We start from the raw sequence: 15662 nt of genomic DNA, 5'->3' as shown, positions 1-15662 counted from the left end.
GCGAGACCTGTTTCAAGCCTCCCCAGACCGGGTGATGAGCGCGATGGAGTCGCGCAGCCGCAGCGTGAACGACAGCGCCCAGCCCACCAGGACGTAGACCAGGAACCCCGCCAGCGCGAGAAGGATGGCCAAGCCCATCCAGAGCAGCTGCATGAGGAAAAAGCCGAAATCGCGCGCCATCGCCCGGGCGTCGCGCATCAATTCGGCCCGCCCCGCCGACAGCTTGTGGCCCAATGCGGTGACGTCTTCACCGATGCGCGTGATCTCGCCAAGCTCGGCCCTCACGGCGTCGATGTCCTTGCGGGCCAGGGTCTTGATCTGGCCCTCGAGCGCCTTGAGATTGGCCAGCGGCTGGACGAAGGGCTTTTCCATGGTCGTGATCAGCTGCGTGCCGATGCCCTTGAAGAAATCTCCAAGCTTCAGGTCCAGGTGCGGCACCAGCTTCTTCAGCATTCGGCCGATCCCCAGGTCCATCTTTCCGAAGATCCCGAAATCGAGCGAGAACATCCCCGATATCTTGTCGACCTCCTTGCCGACGGCGGTCTTCACCGTCTGCACGGCCTCGTGCTCGACATCGACGATACCCTCGCTGATCGCGTGATAGCTGCTGCGGACCTCGCTGCCGATGACGCGCATCTCGTTGCTCACGTCCCGCACCAGCCGCTGCTCGAGCGCGTAGACATCCATGGCGATGCGGCGGAATTGCCGGCTTTCGTCGTGGACGAAATCCCGGATCACGTCGAACTCGCGCTCTGCGGCGGTGACCAGTTCCTGCTCCTCCAGCTCCAGCGTGTGGATTTCAGGGGCGCTGCGCCCGATGAAGACCATCACGGCGACCCCCAGCAGGCCCACCAGCAAAAGCGGCATCAGGGTGTGAAACAGCAACAGGTGGCCCAGCGCGCGGTCCGTCAGGCGCCGGGTGAACCCCGTTCCCCAGCGTATCTCGGCCAGGTGCCACAGCGACAGCACCAGCCACGTGGCCAAGCCCAGGGGGATCAGGAGAATCCAGAAGGTCTTGCCCGATTGGTTGGTCACCATCGCCTTGCGGTCCCGCACCACGTGGGAAAGCGTCTGGCGGGCCTCGGTCAGTTCGTAGAGTTCCTGCGGACTGCGGCCGGGGGGCGTCGTCAGCGCGCGATACCGGCGATTGTTTTTGACAAGGTCGCGCACGTCGTCCAGCAACGCGAAATCGCGCGGCCCCGACCGCTCCAGCCCCGCGGTCTGGAGTGCGGTCATCCGGTCCTCGAAGGCGCCCGTTTCCGCGACGGCAACGTAGATCTCGGCGTAGAGCCGGTAGTCGAAGGCAAAAAGCGTGCGGACGCTGAAGCCGTAGGGCGCCAGGTGCCGTTTCAGATCCTCGGCCGTCGTGCTGCCCCTGCGCAGCATCCGGGTCTGCACGCTGTCCATGATGAACTGGCCGCGTTGGATCACCGACTCGATCTGGGCCATCTCGTCGGGCGTGACCGGATCCCCCAGGTTGGCGAGATCCTCGTTCGCCTTGGCCACCCGGTGGTCGGACGCGGCGATGCCCGACACCACGTGCCAGGCCGACAGACCGGCCGTGATCGACAGCATCCCGGCCATCATCCCGACGAACAAGGCCGGCGCCAGCAGCCAGGACCGCCAGAACAGGAACGCGAGGACCAGCCAGGTCAGCGCGAGGATCCCGAACAGCAGGTGAACCGCGCTGACGGTGCTGAGAAAGGCCATCTCCGCCACCGACGGGTAGTCCCCGTCGTTGAAGGCCTGCAACCGCATCCGGACCAGGAATAACGCGACGGTCCAGGCCACGAGGACCAGTCCGACGCGCAGGAGCGACTGGCGCCACCCCTCGAAAGGGCCGCGCCCGTGCCGCAGCATCCCCCACACTTGCCTCGCCACGGGAATGCCCACCAGGACAAGGACACCGATCAGCCAAAGCAGCGTGGCCACGTCCGGGTCGAATTCCGCATCCGGCCGCGGCTCGGGATCGGCGCCCTGGGCCATGAGCGGCGCGGCCACGAGGCATGACAGGGCCGTCCAGGCGGGAAGAGCTTGCCGGACCGCCCTCATTCCGCGTCCTCGAATGCGGGCAGATCCGTGCCCGCCCGGGCCATGCGGATACTACTGCTCTTGTAGCCGCTGCGCTTGTTCTTCCAGTCGTGGTAGCCCAGCCAGCACCCGAAAAGCGTTGCGATCAGGACCACGGAAAACCCGATGAAGAAGAACGTGTTCGGGGGGGCGTCCTCGGCTAACAGCGTCCACAGGATATGGGCGAAGATCAGGCCGATCCCCAGCAGGACCGTGCCGCGTTTCATCACCGCGATCTTCGAGCGGTCGTTGTCCTCGGCGATCCCGAACCCTTCGAGCAGCGCCCAGACGCCCAGGCCGATCAACGCCAGGATCCCTCCGGCCAGGATGGTCCCCTCGGCGTCCGGCGTCGACCAGAACAGCGATAGCGGCGGCAGCAGCGCGGCGACCAGCGTGGCGATGGCCAGCAGAAAGGTCAGCGCAAGGGGACCGAAGGTCGTCGCCCCCCGGCCCTCCTCGTCCGACGACCCGGAATACAGAACCTTGCCCTGCCAGCCGACCAACAGGGCCATCAGCACGCCGTAGATCGGCCAGATCCCGACCGTGAACGCGTTGGCCCGGCTGTCCAGGCCGATCAGCAAGGCGGCGACATAGCTCAGGCCCGAGACCACCGCGATGGCGGCGCCGACCCGCAAGTAGAACGTCGCCTGTTCAAGCTCGTGTGGCGTGACGCCCGCGTCGTCCCGGTGCCTGGAGCGAAACGCCCAGGCCAGCAGCGCGAGCGTGCCCGAGGCGATGGCGACCAGCATCAGGATGACGACCGACGGCGCCGTGTTGACGGTGCCGAAACCGATGATCGAGAGCACGGCGAGAAAGTTGAGAAAGTCCGCGGCAGCCTTGCCGGTAAAACCCTTGGTCATGAGAAAATCCCGAATTTGCCAATGAAATTTCGCCGGAACGCCTCGGCGGAACACAACTTTCCGTAGCGTCAACATCCCGCAAACAACGGTCAATTGTTTTGCGGCCCGAAACGCGCGTGGCGATTGAAATGCCGGCAAACGCCCGGGCCCGGGCCGTTGCGGCCCGGCAATTCTGGATCAAAATGCAAATATTTTAGGCAACGCGGCGCCGTAGCCTCACCCGGCGGTATTGCGGAGTGCCGGCGCGGGCGCCGGACATCTTCGGCGGCGCGGGGCGGACCGGTCGGCCCGTTCCCCTTGAGCCGGTCACGCGGCGAGGATTGCGAAGCCGTTCGGCTCGATTCGTGCGCCGCCTGCCTCGGGCTGCAACCCTTCCGAAACAAGCTCCGGGCCGACATCCCCGTCCCACCGCGCGGGCGCGTCCGACAGGTTGAACACGCACAGCGTGCCCGCGCCCCGGCGATAGGCCAGCACACCCTCGGGCGCGTCGAGAAACGCCATATCGCCGTCGCGCAATTCGTCGCGATCCGCCCGCAGGGCCAGCATGCGCTTGTAGAACGCCAACACGCTGCCGGGGTCATCCGCCTGCGTGTCCACCGCCCGCGCGGCCTGCGGCGGCTTCATCGGCAGCCACGTCGACCCGGCGTCCGAGAATCCGGCATTTTTCGCCCCGGACTCCCACGGCATCGGCGTGCGGCAGCCGTCGCGGCCCGGATTGTCGGGGAAGAAGGTCTTGCCCTCGGGGTCCACCAGCTCGTCATAGGTCAGCTCGGTTTGCGGCAGGCCCAGCTCTTCGCCCTGGTACAGGCACACCGACCCCCGGATCGACAGCAACAGCGCGCAGGTCATCCTGGCGAAGCGGTCCGCATCGCTCCAATGCGCGCCCCAGCGCGAGACGTGGCGCGGCACGTCGTGGCTGGAAAACGCCCAGTTGGGGCACCCCTCATAGCCGTCGCGGAACATCGCCGTCAGCTGGTCGCGGAAGAACGCGGCGCCGTAGGGCTTGTGCATCAGCGCCGTGTGATAGGCCTGATGCAGCCGCCCCGGGCCGGTGTAGTCGTGCAGCCGCTCGATCGGGTGGTGCGCCTCGCCGATCTCGCCGATCAGGGTGCGCGCGTCGTATTCGTCGGTCAGCGCCCGCACCCGCTCGATGAAGGCCAGGTTCTCGGGCCGGTTCTTCGAATGGATCGGGTACTGCATCTCGAAGGTCTTGTAGTCCGGCTCGGTCTTCTCGCGGATGTCGGGCGGGTTGTCGCGCAGCCGGTCGTCGTGGACATAGTGGTTCACCGCGTCCAGTCGGAAGCCGTCCACCCCCTTGTCCAGCCAGAAGCGCAGCGTCTCCAGCGCCCAGTCCTGCACCTCGGGATTGTGGAAGTTCAGGTCGGGCTGCTCTTTCAGGAACTGGTGGAAATAGTACTGCCTCCGCCGCACGTCCCAGGTCCAGGCCGGGCCGCCGAAGATCGACTGCCAGTTGTTGGGCGGGCTGCCCTCGGGCTTGGCATCGGCCCAGACGTACCAGTCGGCCTTCGGGTTCGCGCGCGACGCCCGGCTTTCGGTGAAGAACGGGTGGCGGTCGGACGAATGGCTCAGCACCTGGTCGATGATGACCTTCAGGCCCAGGTCGTGCGCGCGGGCGACCAGCGCCTCGAAATCGGCCATGGTGCCGAAGGTCGGGTCGATATCGCGGTGGTCGCTCACGTCGTAGCCCATGTCGGCCATGGGCGAGGTGAAGATCGGCGACAGCCAAATCGCGTCGACGCCCAGATCGGCCACGTGCGGCAGCCGGCGGATGATCCCCTTCAGGTCGCCCATCCCGTCGCCATCGTCGTCCTGGAAGCTGCGCGGATAGATCTGGTAGGTGACCGAGTTGCGCCACCAATCCTGCGAATGCGCCATGATTTCACCTTTCCGAAACGTTTCGGTCTTGGTGAAAGTTGACCCGAAACGTTTCGCGTCGCAAGTCATTTCGGCACAGGAAGCGGAGGAAGCCGTGCCGACCCTCAAGGATGTCGCCCGCCACGTGGGCCTGTCGGTGACCCAGGTCAGCCGCGCCCTGAACGACCACGCCGATGTCAGCGCCGAGACCAAGACCCGCGTGCGGCAGGGCGCGCTCGAGATCGGCTATCGCCCCAACCTTGCGGCCCGCACCCTGAAATCCGGGCGCTCGGGCAGCGTGGCCATGATCGTGCCCGGCCGGTCCGAGACGGTCGAGGTCGAGTTGCTGATGGAATCGGTGATGGGCCTGTCGGCGGAGTTCTCGCGCCGCGGCCTGCGGTTCCTGCTGCACGTGCTGGGACCCGGAGACGACCCGGTCGCCGCGCTCGAAACGCTGGTCCACGGCGGCGGCATCGACGGGTTCGTGCTGACCGACCCGGTGCTGAACGATCCCCGCGTCGCCAGCCTGACCGCAAGCGGCACGCCCTTCGTGCTGCACGGGCGCGACCGCGCCGATGCCGCCTACCCTTTCGTCGATATCGACAACCGCGCCGTGGGCCACGCGCTGGCCTCGACACTCACGACACGCGGCGCGCGGCGCATCGCGCTGGTGGGCGGCCCCGAGGATCGGCCCTACACGCTGTTCCGCCGCGAAGGCATCGACGCGGCGCTGGCCACGGCCGGCGCGCGGCTGGTGGCCGACCTGCCCGGCCCGATGACCGAGGCGCGCGGCCGTGCCGCCGCCGACAGCCTGCCGCCGGACGGAATCGACGGGGTGATCGCGGGCAACATGATGCTGGCCGCGGGCCTGCGCGCGGCCCTGCCCGACATCCCGCTGGCGGTGCATGACGACCGGCTGTTCGCCTTCGATCCCGCGCGCCTGTCCGGCCCCCTCATGCGCACCGAGGCGCCGCTGGACGCCGCCTGGGCACCGCTCTGCGACGCGCTGGTGCAAGCGATCGACGGCGAAATTCCGCAGGTCATCCTGCCCTTCCAGACCCACGGCTGAACGCGTCCCTTGACAGGTCGAGCGCTAACATGCTTTTTATCCGAAACGTTTCGGATACCCTGGGAGGATACCATGAAGACCCGTTTCGCGCTTTTGGCGACCACGACCCTGCTTGCCACGCCGCTCGCCGCGCAGGACCTGATCCAGCCCATCGGCGAAGGGCCGTTCAGCTGGGACGCCTTTGATGCCTTCGCGGACGAATACCAGTTCGACGGCGAAACGCTGGTCGTGCTGGGGGCCTCCACCGGGGCCGACAAGGACAAGCTCGACAACTTGTTCGCCTATTTCGAGGAAGCGACCGGCGCGACCGTGCAGCTTTCGGGCTCGGAAAGCTTCGAGCAGGACATCGTCATCGCGGCCCAGTCCGACACCCTGCCCGACATCGCCATGTTCCCGCAGCCGGGCCTTGCCGCCGACATGGCCCGGCGCGGCGTCGTGCGCCCGCTGGATGCATCCAACCGCCAATGGTTCGCGGACAACTTCGCCGCCGGGTCGTCCTGGGCCGATCTCGTGACCTTCGAAGGCCCCGACGGGTCGGAGAACATCTACGGCACGATCTTCGGCGCCGACGTCAAAAGCCTGGTGTGGTATTCGCCCGAGAATTTCGACGAGGCCGGCTACGACATCCCCGAAAGCATGGAAGAGCTGAAGGCGCTGACCCGGCAGATCGTCAACGACGGCGGCACGCCGTGGTGCATCGGCCTCGGCTCGGGCGCGGCCACGGGCTGGCCCGCCACCGACTGGGTCGAGGAATTCGTCCTGCGCACCCAGCCGCCCGAGGTCTATGACCAGTGGGTGACGAACGAGATCCCGTTCGACGATCCGCGCATCGTGGCCGCCATCGAGGAATACGGCTGGTTCGCCCGCAACGACGACTTCGTGCCGCAGGACGCCGCCGCCGTCGCGACCTCGGACTTCCGCGACAGCCCCGCCGGCCTCTTCTCGTTCCCGCCCGAATGCTACATGCACCGGCAGGCCAGCTTCATCCCGAACTTCTTCCCCGAGGAAGTCGAGGTCGGGACGGACGTGGATTTCTTCTACTTCCCTGCCTACGCGGACCGTGACCTGGGCCAGCCGATCCTCGGCTCGGGGGGCGTCATCTCGGTCACCTCGGACCGCGAGATCGCGCAGGCCTTCATCGAGTTCCTGAAACTGCCCACGGCGCACGAGATCCAGATCAGCCAGGGCCAGTTCCTGACCCCGCACCTGGGCGCCAATACCGACGCCTACGCCAACGACACGCAGGCCGCGCAGGGCGAGATCCTGACCAACGCGACCACCTTCCGCTTCGACGGGTCGGACCTGATGCCGGGCGAGATCGGCACCTCGGCCTTCTGGCAGGGCATGGTCGACTACCAGACCGGCGCCTCGGCCGAGGATGTCGCGGCCGAGATCCAGAACCGCTGGTCGCAGATCCGCTGAGCCGGGCGATAGTCGAGCCCCCCGGGCGCGCCGCATCCCCTTGCGGCGCGCCTTTCGCCCGGGCGGCGCGGCCCTGCCCCGCTTGCCCCGCGCGCGCGGCGCGAATAGATGCACCGCCATGCCCCGCTTTGCCCTCAAGGTCGACTACCACGGCGCGCCCTTCGCGGGCTGGCAGCGGCAGGCCGACCAGCCCTCGGTCCAGGGCGCGATCGAGGCCGCGCTGGCCCGGCTGGAACCCGGCCCCCACACCATCGCCGCCGCCGGTCGCACCGATGCGGGCGTGCACGCGCGCGGACAGGTCGCCCACGCGGACCTCTCGCGCGACTGGGATTCTTTCCGGCTGTCCGAGGCGCTGAACTACCACCTGAAGCCTCAGCCGGTCGCCATCACCGCCTGCGCCCGCGTGGAGGACGACTGGCACGCCCGGTTTTCGGCCACGTGGCGGCAATACCTGTTTCGCATCGTCAGCCGCCGCGCGCCCCTGGTCCACGACGCGGGGCTTGCATGGCAGGTGAAACAGCCGCTGGATGCGGGCGCCATGCAGGCCGGCGCGCGGCATCTTCTGGGGCGGCACGACTTCACCACCTTCCGCGCCGCGCTCTGCCAGGCCAAGTCGCCGGTCAAGACGCTCGACCGGCTGGATGTGGAAGAGATCGCGAGCCCGGACCAGACCGAGATCCGGCTCCACGTCCGCGCCCGCAGCTTCCTGCACAACCAGGTCCGCAGCTTCGCGGGCACGCTCGAGCGGGTGGGCAGCGGCGCCTGGGCGCCTGACGACGTGAAGGCGGCGCTCGAGGCGTGCGACCGCACGCGCTGCGGCCCGGTGGCGCCGCCCCAGGGGCTCTATCTCGTGGGGGTCGGGTATCCGTCGGACCCGTTCGACCGCTCGACCACGTAGGCGCCCTGCGCCGTGAAGCGGCGCATCATCAGCACCCCCGCCACCGCCAGACCGGCCGCAAGGCCCAGCCACACGCCGATTCCGCCCAGCCCCAGCGTAAAGCCCAGCAGGTAGGCCACCGGCACGCCCACGACCCAGTAGCTGATGACCGCCAGCAGCATGGGCACTTGCGTGTCCTGCACCCCCCGCAACAGGCCCAGCGCCATGACCTGCAACGCGTCCACCAGCTGGAACAGCGCCGCCGCCGCCAGCATCGCCACGGCCAGCCGCATCACCTGACCGTAGGCCGGGTCGGCGGGGTCGAGGAAGGCCGCGATCATCGGGCGCGGCAGCAGCAGGAACAGCGCCACGCAGACCAGCGCGAAGACCAGCGACACGGCCACCACCGCCCGCGCGCCGCGGCGCAGGTCCGGCCCGTCGCCCCGGCCCAGCGCGTTGCCCGCGCGGATCGTCGCCACGTTCGACAGGCCGATATGCACCATGAACACTGCCGACGTGATGTTCAGCGCGATGCCATGCGCCGCCAGCGGGATCGCCCCCAGCCAGCCCATCATCACCGACGAGGCCGAGAACAGGCTGACCTCGGCCACCGAGGTCAGGCCGATGGGCAGGCCCAGCCGGAACACCCGCGCCAGGATCGCCCGGTCCACCCGCCAGAAATTGGCGAAGACCGCGTAGGACGCCATGGCCCGCGCGGTATAGGCGACCATCACCGCGCAGCTGAGCGCCGTCGACACCAGCGACGCGATGGCCGCGCCCCGGATGCCCAGCTCGGGCGCGCCCCAGTTGCCGAAGATCAGCGCGTAATTCGCCAGCGCGTTCACGACCACCGCGGCGACCGTGGCCCACAGCACGACCTGCGTGCGCTCGATCCCGGCAAGGGTGGATTTCAGCACCATGATCCCCAGCGCGGGCACGATGCTCCAGCCCTGGATCCACAGGTAGTCGGCCGCCATCTGCGACAGCGCGGGCGCCTGCCCCAGCGCGCGCAGGATGGGCCCCGCGCCCAGCAGCAGCGGCAGGCAGGCCAGCGCGAAGCCGCCGGTCAGCCACAGCGCCATGCGCGTGGCGCGCCGCACCACGGTCTCGTCGCCGCGCGCCGCCGCCTCGGCCACCAGGGGCATTACCGCCCAGCCGAAGCCCGAGCCGAAGATCAGCAGGATGAAGAAGAAGGTCGCCGCCAGCACCTGCGCGGCCAGCACCTCGATGTCGTACCGGCCCAGCATCACCGTGTCGGTCAGCTGGATCGCGAACTGCGACAGGTGGCTGCCGATCAGGGGCAGCCCCAGCACGGTGATGCGGCGCAGGTGGGTGGCGTAGTCCATGCGCCCGCCCTACGCCCCGGCACGCGGGGCGGCAAGATGCCGCCCGGCGGCAGGCGGTGCGCCGCCCTAGCCCAGCACGTCGCGCCAGTCGTGCTTGGGCGCGAAGCCCACCATCTCGCGCGCCTTGTCGATGCTGTAGAACGTCTCGTGCTCGCCCATCTCGCGCTTCTGCTCGACACCCTGGTAGAACCGCGCGATCACCTCGTCGCTGGGGATGCCCACGGACGTGTTGGGATTGGCGACGTTGAACACCTCGTATCCCAGCCCGTCGGTCTTCAGGCAGCAATCGACCATGTGGCCCAGGTCGCGCGCGTCGATATAGGCGAAGATGTTGCGCCGGCGCAGGGCGGGGTCGTCCATGAAGGCCGGAAACATCTCGGCGTATTCATGGGGTTCGATCACGTTGTTGATCCGCAGCCCGTAGATATCCGCGCCCGAGCGGTGCTGGAAACAGCGCGCGGTATCCTCGTTGCAGACCTTCGACATGGCATAGCTGTCGCCCGGCACCGTCGGGTGCGCCTCGTCCACGGGGATGTAGTCGGGCTTGCGCTCGCCATCGGCGAAACAGATGCCATAGGTCGTTTCCGACGACGCGAAGATCACCTTGCGGATGCCCAGGCCGAGCGCCGCCTCGATCACGTTGTAGGTGCCCATCGTGTTGGTGCGGAAGGTCTCGTTATCCGTGGTGATCATGATCCGCGGGACGGCGGCGAAATGCACCACGGCATCGTAGGCCGGCACGCCGCGCGGCAGCTCCAGGTCGCCCCAGCTCGACGGTTGGGTCAGCGCGCCCCAGACCTGGCCCGGGTCGGTCAGGTCGGCCTGCAGGTTGTGCACGCCCTCGGCCTCCAGCGGCTCGAGATCCAGGTTGGTGACGTAATGGCCCTGCTCGATCAGGTAGGGGACGACATGCCGCCCCGCCTTGCCGCTGCCGCCGGTGAACAGAATACGCATGATGCTTCTCCATGATGTGTTGCGGGGGCAGCTAGTCCGGCGGGCGCGGCTTGGCCACCGCCACCGGCATCGGGCGCGCCGCCGGGGGCCGGTTCAAAACGTCCCTTGCAGTCCCGACCGCGCGGCCCGATCAAGCGCGGATGCACCACCTTCGATCCGCCCGTATCGCCGCGACCTCGGCCTTCTGCATGAACGGTCTCCTGTTCGGTCTCTGGGCCGCGCGCATTCCCGCCTTCGTCGAGCGCTTCGGCCTCGATCACGACGCGCTCGGCCTGCTGCTTCTGTGCATCGCGGGCGGTGCCATCGTGGCCTTTCCGCTGGCCGGGCGGGCCTCGGACAGGATGGGCGCCAAGCGGCTGACGCGGCTGCTGATCCCGGTCCAGATCTGCACGCTCCTGGCGCTGCCGCTGATGCCGTCGCTCTGGCTGCTGGCCCCCGCGCTGTTTCTCTTCGGCGCGGCCTATGGCGCCACCGATGTGGCCATGAACGGCTGGGCGACCGAGATCGAGCGCGCGGGCGGCCGGCCCATCCTCAGCTCGTTCCATGCCGCGTGGTCTCTGGCGTCGGGCGCGGGCGCCGCCAGCGGTCTCGTCTTCGCCGGGGGGCCGGTCCTGCTGCATTTCGCCGTAGTCGGGCTGCCCGCAGCGGCCCTGGGCTGGTGGCTGACCCGCGTGCCGTGGCAATCGGACCTCAGCGATGACGGCCCAGCTTTCGCCCTGCCGAAGGGCGGCCTCGTGACGGTGGGGATCGTCGCCCTCGCCGCGGCGCTGGGCGAAGGCGCGGTCGCCGACTGGTCGGCGGTGTACCTGATCGAGGCGCTGTCCCAGACCGAACGGGCCGCGCCGCTGGGCTATGCCTGTTTCGCCGCCGCCATGGTGACGGTCCGCCTGGCCGGCGACGGGCTGGTGGCGCGCTTCGGCCCGACCGCCATGACCCGCGCCAGCGGCGTGCTTGCCGTGACCGGGGCAAGCCTGGTCGCCCTGGCGCCGGGCCTTGGCCTTGCCCTGCCCGGCTTCGTGCTGTTCGGCCTGGGCCTCGGCGTCATTTTCCCGCTGGCATTTTCGCGCGCCGCCGCCTCGCGGTCGATGCCCGCGGGCCAGGCGATCGCGGCGGTGGCGACGCTGGGATATGGCGGCATCCTGATCGGACCGCCCCTGATCGGGCTGGTGGCCGCGGCAACGAGCCTCAGAATCGGCATGGCGCTTCTGGCCGTGCTGGCGCTGCTGATCGTGGCGCTGGCCAGGGCGATGGCGCCGCCCCCCGCGCCCTGAGCCGGCGCGCGGGGTGGCGGCGCCCGCGTCGCGCGGTCAGTCCAGCTCGTCCAGCATCCCGGCGAGCATGTCGATCTCCTCGGCGTCCAGCGGCATCAGCGGACGCGGCAGCGGGGCCGCGCACAAGCCGCGCAGCCCGACGATGGCGTGGGCCACGCGCAGGCTGCCCCGCCGCGCCATCAGCCCGAACAGCGGCGCGAGCGCAGTCTCCTGCGCCTCAACCGCCTCCGCATCGCCCGCCTGCGCCGCGCGCACCAGGGCCAGCGCCGGGCCCGGCAGGCTGCCCGCAAGGCTCGAATGCCAAGCGTCCGCGCCCGCCAGCATCGCCCGACCGCACCCGGCCATGCCGCTGGCCCCCAGCGCCGCGTCGCCCAGCCCGTCGCGCATCCGCGACAGCTCGGCCGCGGGGTCGTCGCGCGGCACCGGCACCTTCACTGCCGCCACGCCGGGCAGTTGGGTCAGCCGCGACAGCAGCTCGGACGTGAACCGGAAATGGGTCGTGCCGGGGATGTCGTAGACGCACAGCGGCAAGTCCCCCGCCAGCGACACGGCGCGGAAATGGGCGTGCACCTCGGCCTCGGTCAGCGGCTGGTAGGACACGGGCGCCAGCAACAGACCGTCCGCCCCCGCCCGCGCCGCGTCGCGCGCCAGGTCCTCGGCCCAGTCGGTGCGCATGGCGCCCACACCCACGACCAGCGGCACGCGGCCGTCGAGCGCCTCGACCGCCGCCGCCAGAACCCGCTTGCGGGCGGGCAGGTCCAGGTAGGCATAGTTGCCGGTGCTGCCCAGCAGGCCCACTGCATCCACGCCCGCATCGACCAGCGGCGCAAGCACGCGGCCCAGCGCATCGAGGTCGGGCGCGCCGTCGGCATCCATCGGGGTCACGGGATAGGCCAGCAGGCCGTGAAAGGGAGTCATGCGCGCAGCATTGCGCCCGCCGCCGGGAAACGGCAAGCGCGATCAGGCGGCCTGGTCGTCGCGTCCCATCAGCCGCACCACGTCGTCCAGCGTCACGCGCCGCACGACGGGGATCTCCGGCCGGGCCTCGTCGTTCTCGCGGTCGCGGCGGGCGCGGGCACGCGCCAGCAGGGCGCGGATATGGGTCTGCTTTTCCATGGCGCCACCCTGCCCCGCAAACATGGCGCCATCGGGGCCGCAGCGCGGCATTGCCCCGGCGCGGGCTTGGTGCGATGCTACGATCCAATCAAGAAAAGCAAGGTGAGCAGCATGTCCGAAGACCTTCTGAAGGGGAACGCCGCCCCCGCCTACGACGCCTCGTCGATCGAGGTGCTCGAGGGGCTCGAACCCGTGCGCAAGCGCCCGGGCATGTATATCGGCGGCACCGATGAACGCGCGCTGCACCACCTGGTGGCCGAGGTGCTGGACAACTCCATGGACGAGGCCGTCGCCGGTCACGCCAACCGCATCGAGGTCGAGCTTCACGCCGATCACTCGGTCACCATCCGCGACAACGGCCGCGGCATTCCCACCGACCCGCACCCCAAGTTCCCCGACAAGAGCGCGCTGGAGGTCATCCTGTGCACGCTCCACGCGGGCGGCAAGTTCTCGGGCAAGGCCTACCAGACCTCCGGCGGCCTGCACGGCGTGGGCATCTCGGTGGTCAACGCGCTGTCCGATCACGTCCGGGTCGAGGTCGCCCGCGACCGCAAGCTGGTGGCGCAGGAATTCACCCGCGGCAAGCCCGTGGGCCCGGTGGCCGACGCCGGCGCCGCGCCCAACCGCAAGGGCACCTCCGTCACCTTCCACCCCGATGCCGAGATCTTCGGCGCGCTGAAATTCAAGCCCGCCCGTCTGATGAAGATGGTCCGCTCCAAGGCCTACCTGTTCTCGGGCGTCGAGATCCGCTGGAAGACCGCGATCGAGGATGGCGACACCCCGAAGGAAGCCACGTTCCACTTCCCCGGCGGGCTGGCCGATTACCTGAAGGAAACGCTGGGCGGCGCGGCCACCTATGCCGACGCGCCCTTCGCCGGCAATGTCGATTTCCGCGATGCCCCCGGCAAGGTGGAATGGGCCATCAACTGGACCCCCGCGCGCGACGGCTTCGTGCAATCCTACTGCAACACCGTCCCCACCCCCGAGGGCGGCACGCACGAGGCCGGGTTCTGGGCCGCCATCCTCAAGGGCATCAAGGCCCACGGCGAACGGTCGGGCATGAAGAAGGCCAAGGACATCACGCGCGAGGATCTGACGGCGGGCGGCTGCGCGCTGGTCTCGTGCTTCATCGCCGAGCCGGAATTCGTCGGCCAGACCAAGGACCGGCTCGCCACCTCCGCCGCCCAGGGCCTGGTGGAAAAGGCCGTGCGCGACCATTTCGACAACTGGCTGGCGTCGGACACCAAGGCCGCCGGCGCCATCCTCGACTACCTGATCCTGCGGGCCGAGGAACGGATGCGCCGCCGCGCCGAAAAGGAGACGCAGCGCAAGTCCGCCACCAAGAAGCTGCGCCTGCCCGGCAAGCTGGTCGATTGCTCGACCTCGGCCCGCGACGGCACCGAGCTCTTCATCGTCGAGGGCGACAGTGCGGGCGGCTCGGCCAAGATGGCGCGCGAGCGCAAGACCCAGGCGCTGCTGCCGCTCAGGGGCAAGATCCTGAACGTGCTGGGCGCGGCGTCGTCCAAGCTGGGCTCCAATGCCGAGATCAACGACCTCTGCCAGGCGCTCGGCGTGGGCATGGGCACCAAGTTCAACCTCGACGACCTGCGCTACGACAAGATCATCATCATGACCGACGCCGACGTGGACGGCGCCCATATCGCGTCGCTGCTGATGACGTTCTTCTACACCCAGATGCGCCCGCTGATCGACGCGGGCCACCTCTACCTCGCCTGCCCCCCGCTCTTCCGCCTGACGCAGGGGGCCAAGCGCGTCTACTGCCTGGATGAGGCCGAGAAGGAGGCGTGGCTGCAAAAGGGCCTGGGCGGCAAGGGCAAGATCGACGTCAGCCGCTTCAAGGGCCTGGGCGAGATGGACGCCAAGGACCTGAAGGACACCACCATGGACCCGAAGTCCCGCAAGCTGATCCGCGTGAAGATCGTCGACGAGGTCACGGGCGAGACCGGAGACCTGGTGGAACGGTTGATGGGGAAAAAGCCGGAACTGCGGTTCGAGTATATCCAGCAGAACGCGCAGTTCGTGGAGGAGTTGGATGTGTAAAGATGCATTTCTTTTATTTTGATGAAGCTGGCTGTACCGGCGCTGATCTTAACAATGCGGAACAGCGGGTCTTTGTGTTAGGGGGCTTGTCAACCAAGGATCAAGGCTGGCACAAGACTGTTGATTCTTTTCGTTCGATATTACAGAGCGCGATTGGAGATCTGCCGCCGGGATTTGAACTTCACTCGACTGACCTCTTGAACCGCAAGAACGCCTTTCAACACCTATCTTTAATGAAGTGAGTATCCTGGTTGATCGTATTCTGGAAATTCTGATTGATCGCAAACATCCGGCTCACTTCGTGGCACTTGATAAGGATGCCCTCCGAGAGGCAGACCTTTTGGACGCTGAACACTCTATAATTAATTTAAAGATTCCTTATCAGATTGCCTTTAATTATCTAGGCTCAGGACCCATTGATCTGAGCGGAAGGGCGTGATTCACCGCCAGAAAACTGAGCGGTGACATGTCTGATCTCTTCTGGCTCAGCGATGCGCAGATGGCGCGTCTGGAGCCCTACTTCCCGAAGTCCCATGGCAAGCCCCGCGTCGATGATCGACGCGTCCTGAGCGGGATTATCTTCATCAATCGCAATGGCTTGCGCTGGCGAGATGCACCGAAGGAATATGGCCCGCACAAGACGCTCTACAACCGCTGGAAGCGTTGGAGCGACAAAGGCATCTTCGCGAAGATGATGGCGGGGCTGGCTGCCGAGCACGGCGAGAAGAAGACTGTGATGAT

Annotated in this window: 14 protein-coding genes; 7 read left to right on the top strand and 7 right to left on the bottom strand. The window is 68.1% G+C overall.

All coding sequences use genetic code 11. The features are described from left to right. Window positions 1–12: 12 nt before the first annotated feature. From BUB76_RS12520 to BUB76_RS12510, 3 genes are all read right to left on the bottom strand, one after another. Window positions 13–1986: a hypothetical protein gene (locus tag BUB76_RS12520; protein ID WP_073129137.1), complete on the bottom strand. Its 1974-nt coding sequence runs from the start codon at window positions 1984–1986 to the stop codon at window positions 13–15. Window positions 1987–2048: 62 nt separating this feature from the next. Then, complete coding sequence (locus BUB76_RS12515) at window positions 2049–2930, bottom strand: hypothetical protein (RefSeq protein ID WP_073129136.1); 882 nt, start codon at window positions 2928–2930, stop codon at window positions 2049–2051. 306 nt (window positions 2931–3236) lie between these two features. Next, on the bottom strand, window positions 3237–4826 hold the full coding sequence (locus BUB76_RS12510; RefSeq protein WP_073129135.1) for an alpha-glucosidase: 1590 nt from the start codon (window positions 4824–4826) through the stop codon (window positions 3237–3239). 94 nt (window positions 4827–4920) lie between these two features. Between BUB76_RS12510 and BUB76_RS12505 the strand changes: the two genes are divergently transcribed. The 3 genes from BUB76_RS12505 to truA all read left to right on the top strand — a co-directional run bounded on the left by BUB76_RS12505 (window position 4921) and on the right by truA (window position 8194). Further along, window positions 4921–5874 (top strand): LacI family DNA-binding transcriptional regulator, encoded by a 954-nt coding sequence (locus tag BUB76_RS12505; RefSeq protein ID WP_073129134.1) that lies wholly within the window; start codon window positions 4921–4923, stop codon window positions 5872–5874. 72 nt (window positions 5875–5946) lie between these two features. Then, window positions 5947–7296, top strand: coding sequence for an ABC transporter substrate-binding protein (locus BUB76_RS12500; RefSeq protein ID WP_073129133.1), 1350 nt, complete (start codon window positions 5947–5949; stop codon window positions 7294–7296). A gap of 118 nt (window positions 7297–7414) precedes the next feature. After that, entirely contained in the window at window positions 7415–8194 is a 780-nt protein-coding gene (gene truA, locus BUB76_RS12495; RefSeq protein ID WP_073129132.1) for a tRNA pseudouridine(38-40) synthase TruA, read from the top strand. Here the strand turns inward: truA and BUB76_RS12490 are convergent. Next, window positions 8140–9519: an MATE family efflux transporter gene (locus BUB76_RS12490; protein ID WP_073129131.1), complete on the bottom strand. Its 1380-nt coding sequence runs from the start codon at window positions 9517–9519 to the stop codon at window positions 8140–8142. The genes truA and BUB76_RS12490 overlap by 55 nt on opposite strands. 66 nt (window positions 9520–9585) lie before the next feature. Beyond that, the gene (locus tag BUB76_RS12485; protein ID WP_073129130.1) at window positions 9586–10473 is read right to left on the bottom strand and encodes an NAD-dependent epimerase/dehydratase family protein; all 888 of its coding nucleotides are present in this window, start codon (window positions 10471–10473) and stop codon (window positions 9586–9588) included. A 140-nt stretch (window positions 10474–10613) separates the two neighbouring features. Here BUB76_RS12485 and BUB76_RS12480 point away from each other — a divergent pair, with 140 nt between their 5' ends. Next, entirely contained in the window at window positions 10614–11744 is a 1131-nt protein-coding gene (locus tag BUB76_RS12480) for an MFS transporter (protein ID WP_073129243.1), read from the top strand. A 36-nt stretch (window positions 11745–11780) separates the two neighbouring features. On the opposite strand, the gene BUB76_RS12475 is transcribed toward BUB76_RS12480, so the two are convergent. Beyond that, a complete protein-coding gene (locus tag BUB76_RS12475; protein WP_073129129.1) occupies window positions 11781–12662 on the bottom strand; it encodes a dihydrodipicolinate synthase family protein in 882 nt (293 codons plus the stop codon). A 42-nt stretch (window positions 12663–12704) separates the two neighbouring features. After that, window positions 12705–12860 carry a hypothetical protein gene (locus tag BUB76_RS17995; RefSeq protein ID WP_175550313.1) on the bottom strand — a complete coding sequence of 52 codons (156 nt, stop codon included), beginning with the start codon at window positions 12858–12860 and terminating at the stop codon, window positions 12705–12707. Window positions 12861–12971: 111 nt separating this feature from the next. On the opposite strand from BUB76_RS17995, the gene parE reads away from it, so the two are divergent. The 3 genes from parE to BUB76_RS12455 form a co-directional block, all read left to right on the top strand. Next, window positions 12972–14921: a DNA topoisomerase IV subunit B gene (gene parE / locus BUB76_RS12465; RefSeq protein WP_073129127.1), complete on the top strand. Its 1950-nt coding sequence runs from the start codon at window positions 12972–12974 to the stop codon at window positions 14919–14921. Window positions 14922–14923: 2 nt separating this feature from the next. Next, entirely contained in the window at window positions 14924–15163 is a 240-nt protein-coding gene (locus tag BUB76_RS17690) for a DUF3800 domain-containing protein (protein WP_073129126.1), read from the top strand. A gap of 224 nt (window positions 15164–15387) precedes the next feature. After that, the coding region (locus BUB76_RS12455; protein WP_073129125.1) for an IS5/IS1182 family transposase at window positions 15388–15662 on the top strand (275 nt) is incomplete at its 3' end.

The organism is Palleronia salina, from assembly GCF_900141995.1.
GTDB classification, from domain to species: Bacteria; Pseudomonadota; Alphaproteobacteria; order Rhodobacterales; family Rhodobacteraceae; genus Palleronia; species Palleronia salina.
The sequence above is the reverse complement of the archived record's forward strand: the minus strand, read 5'-3'. Positions and strand labels throughout refer to the sequence as shown.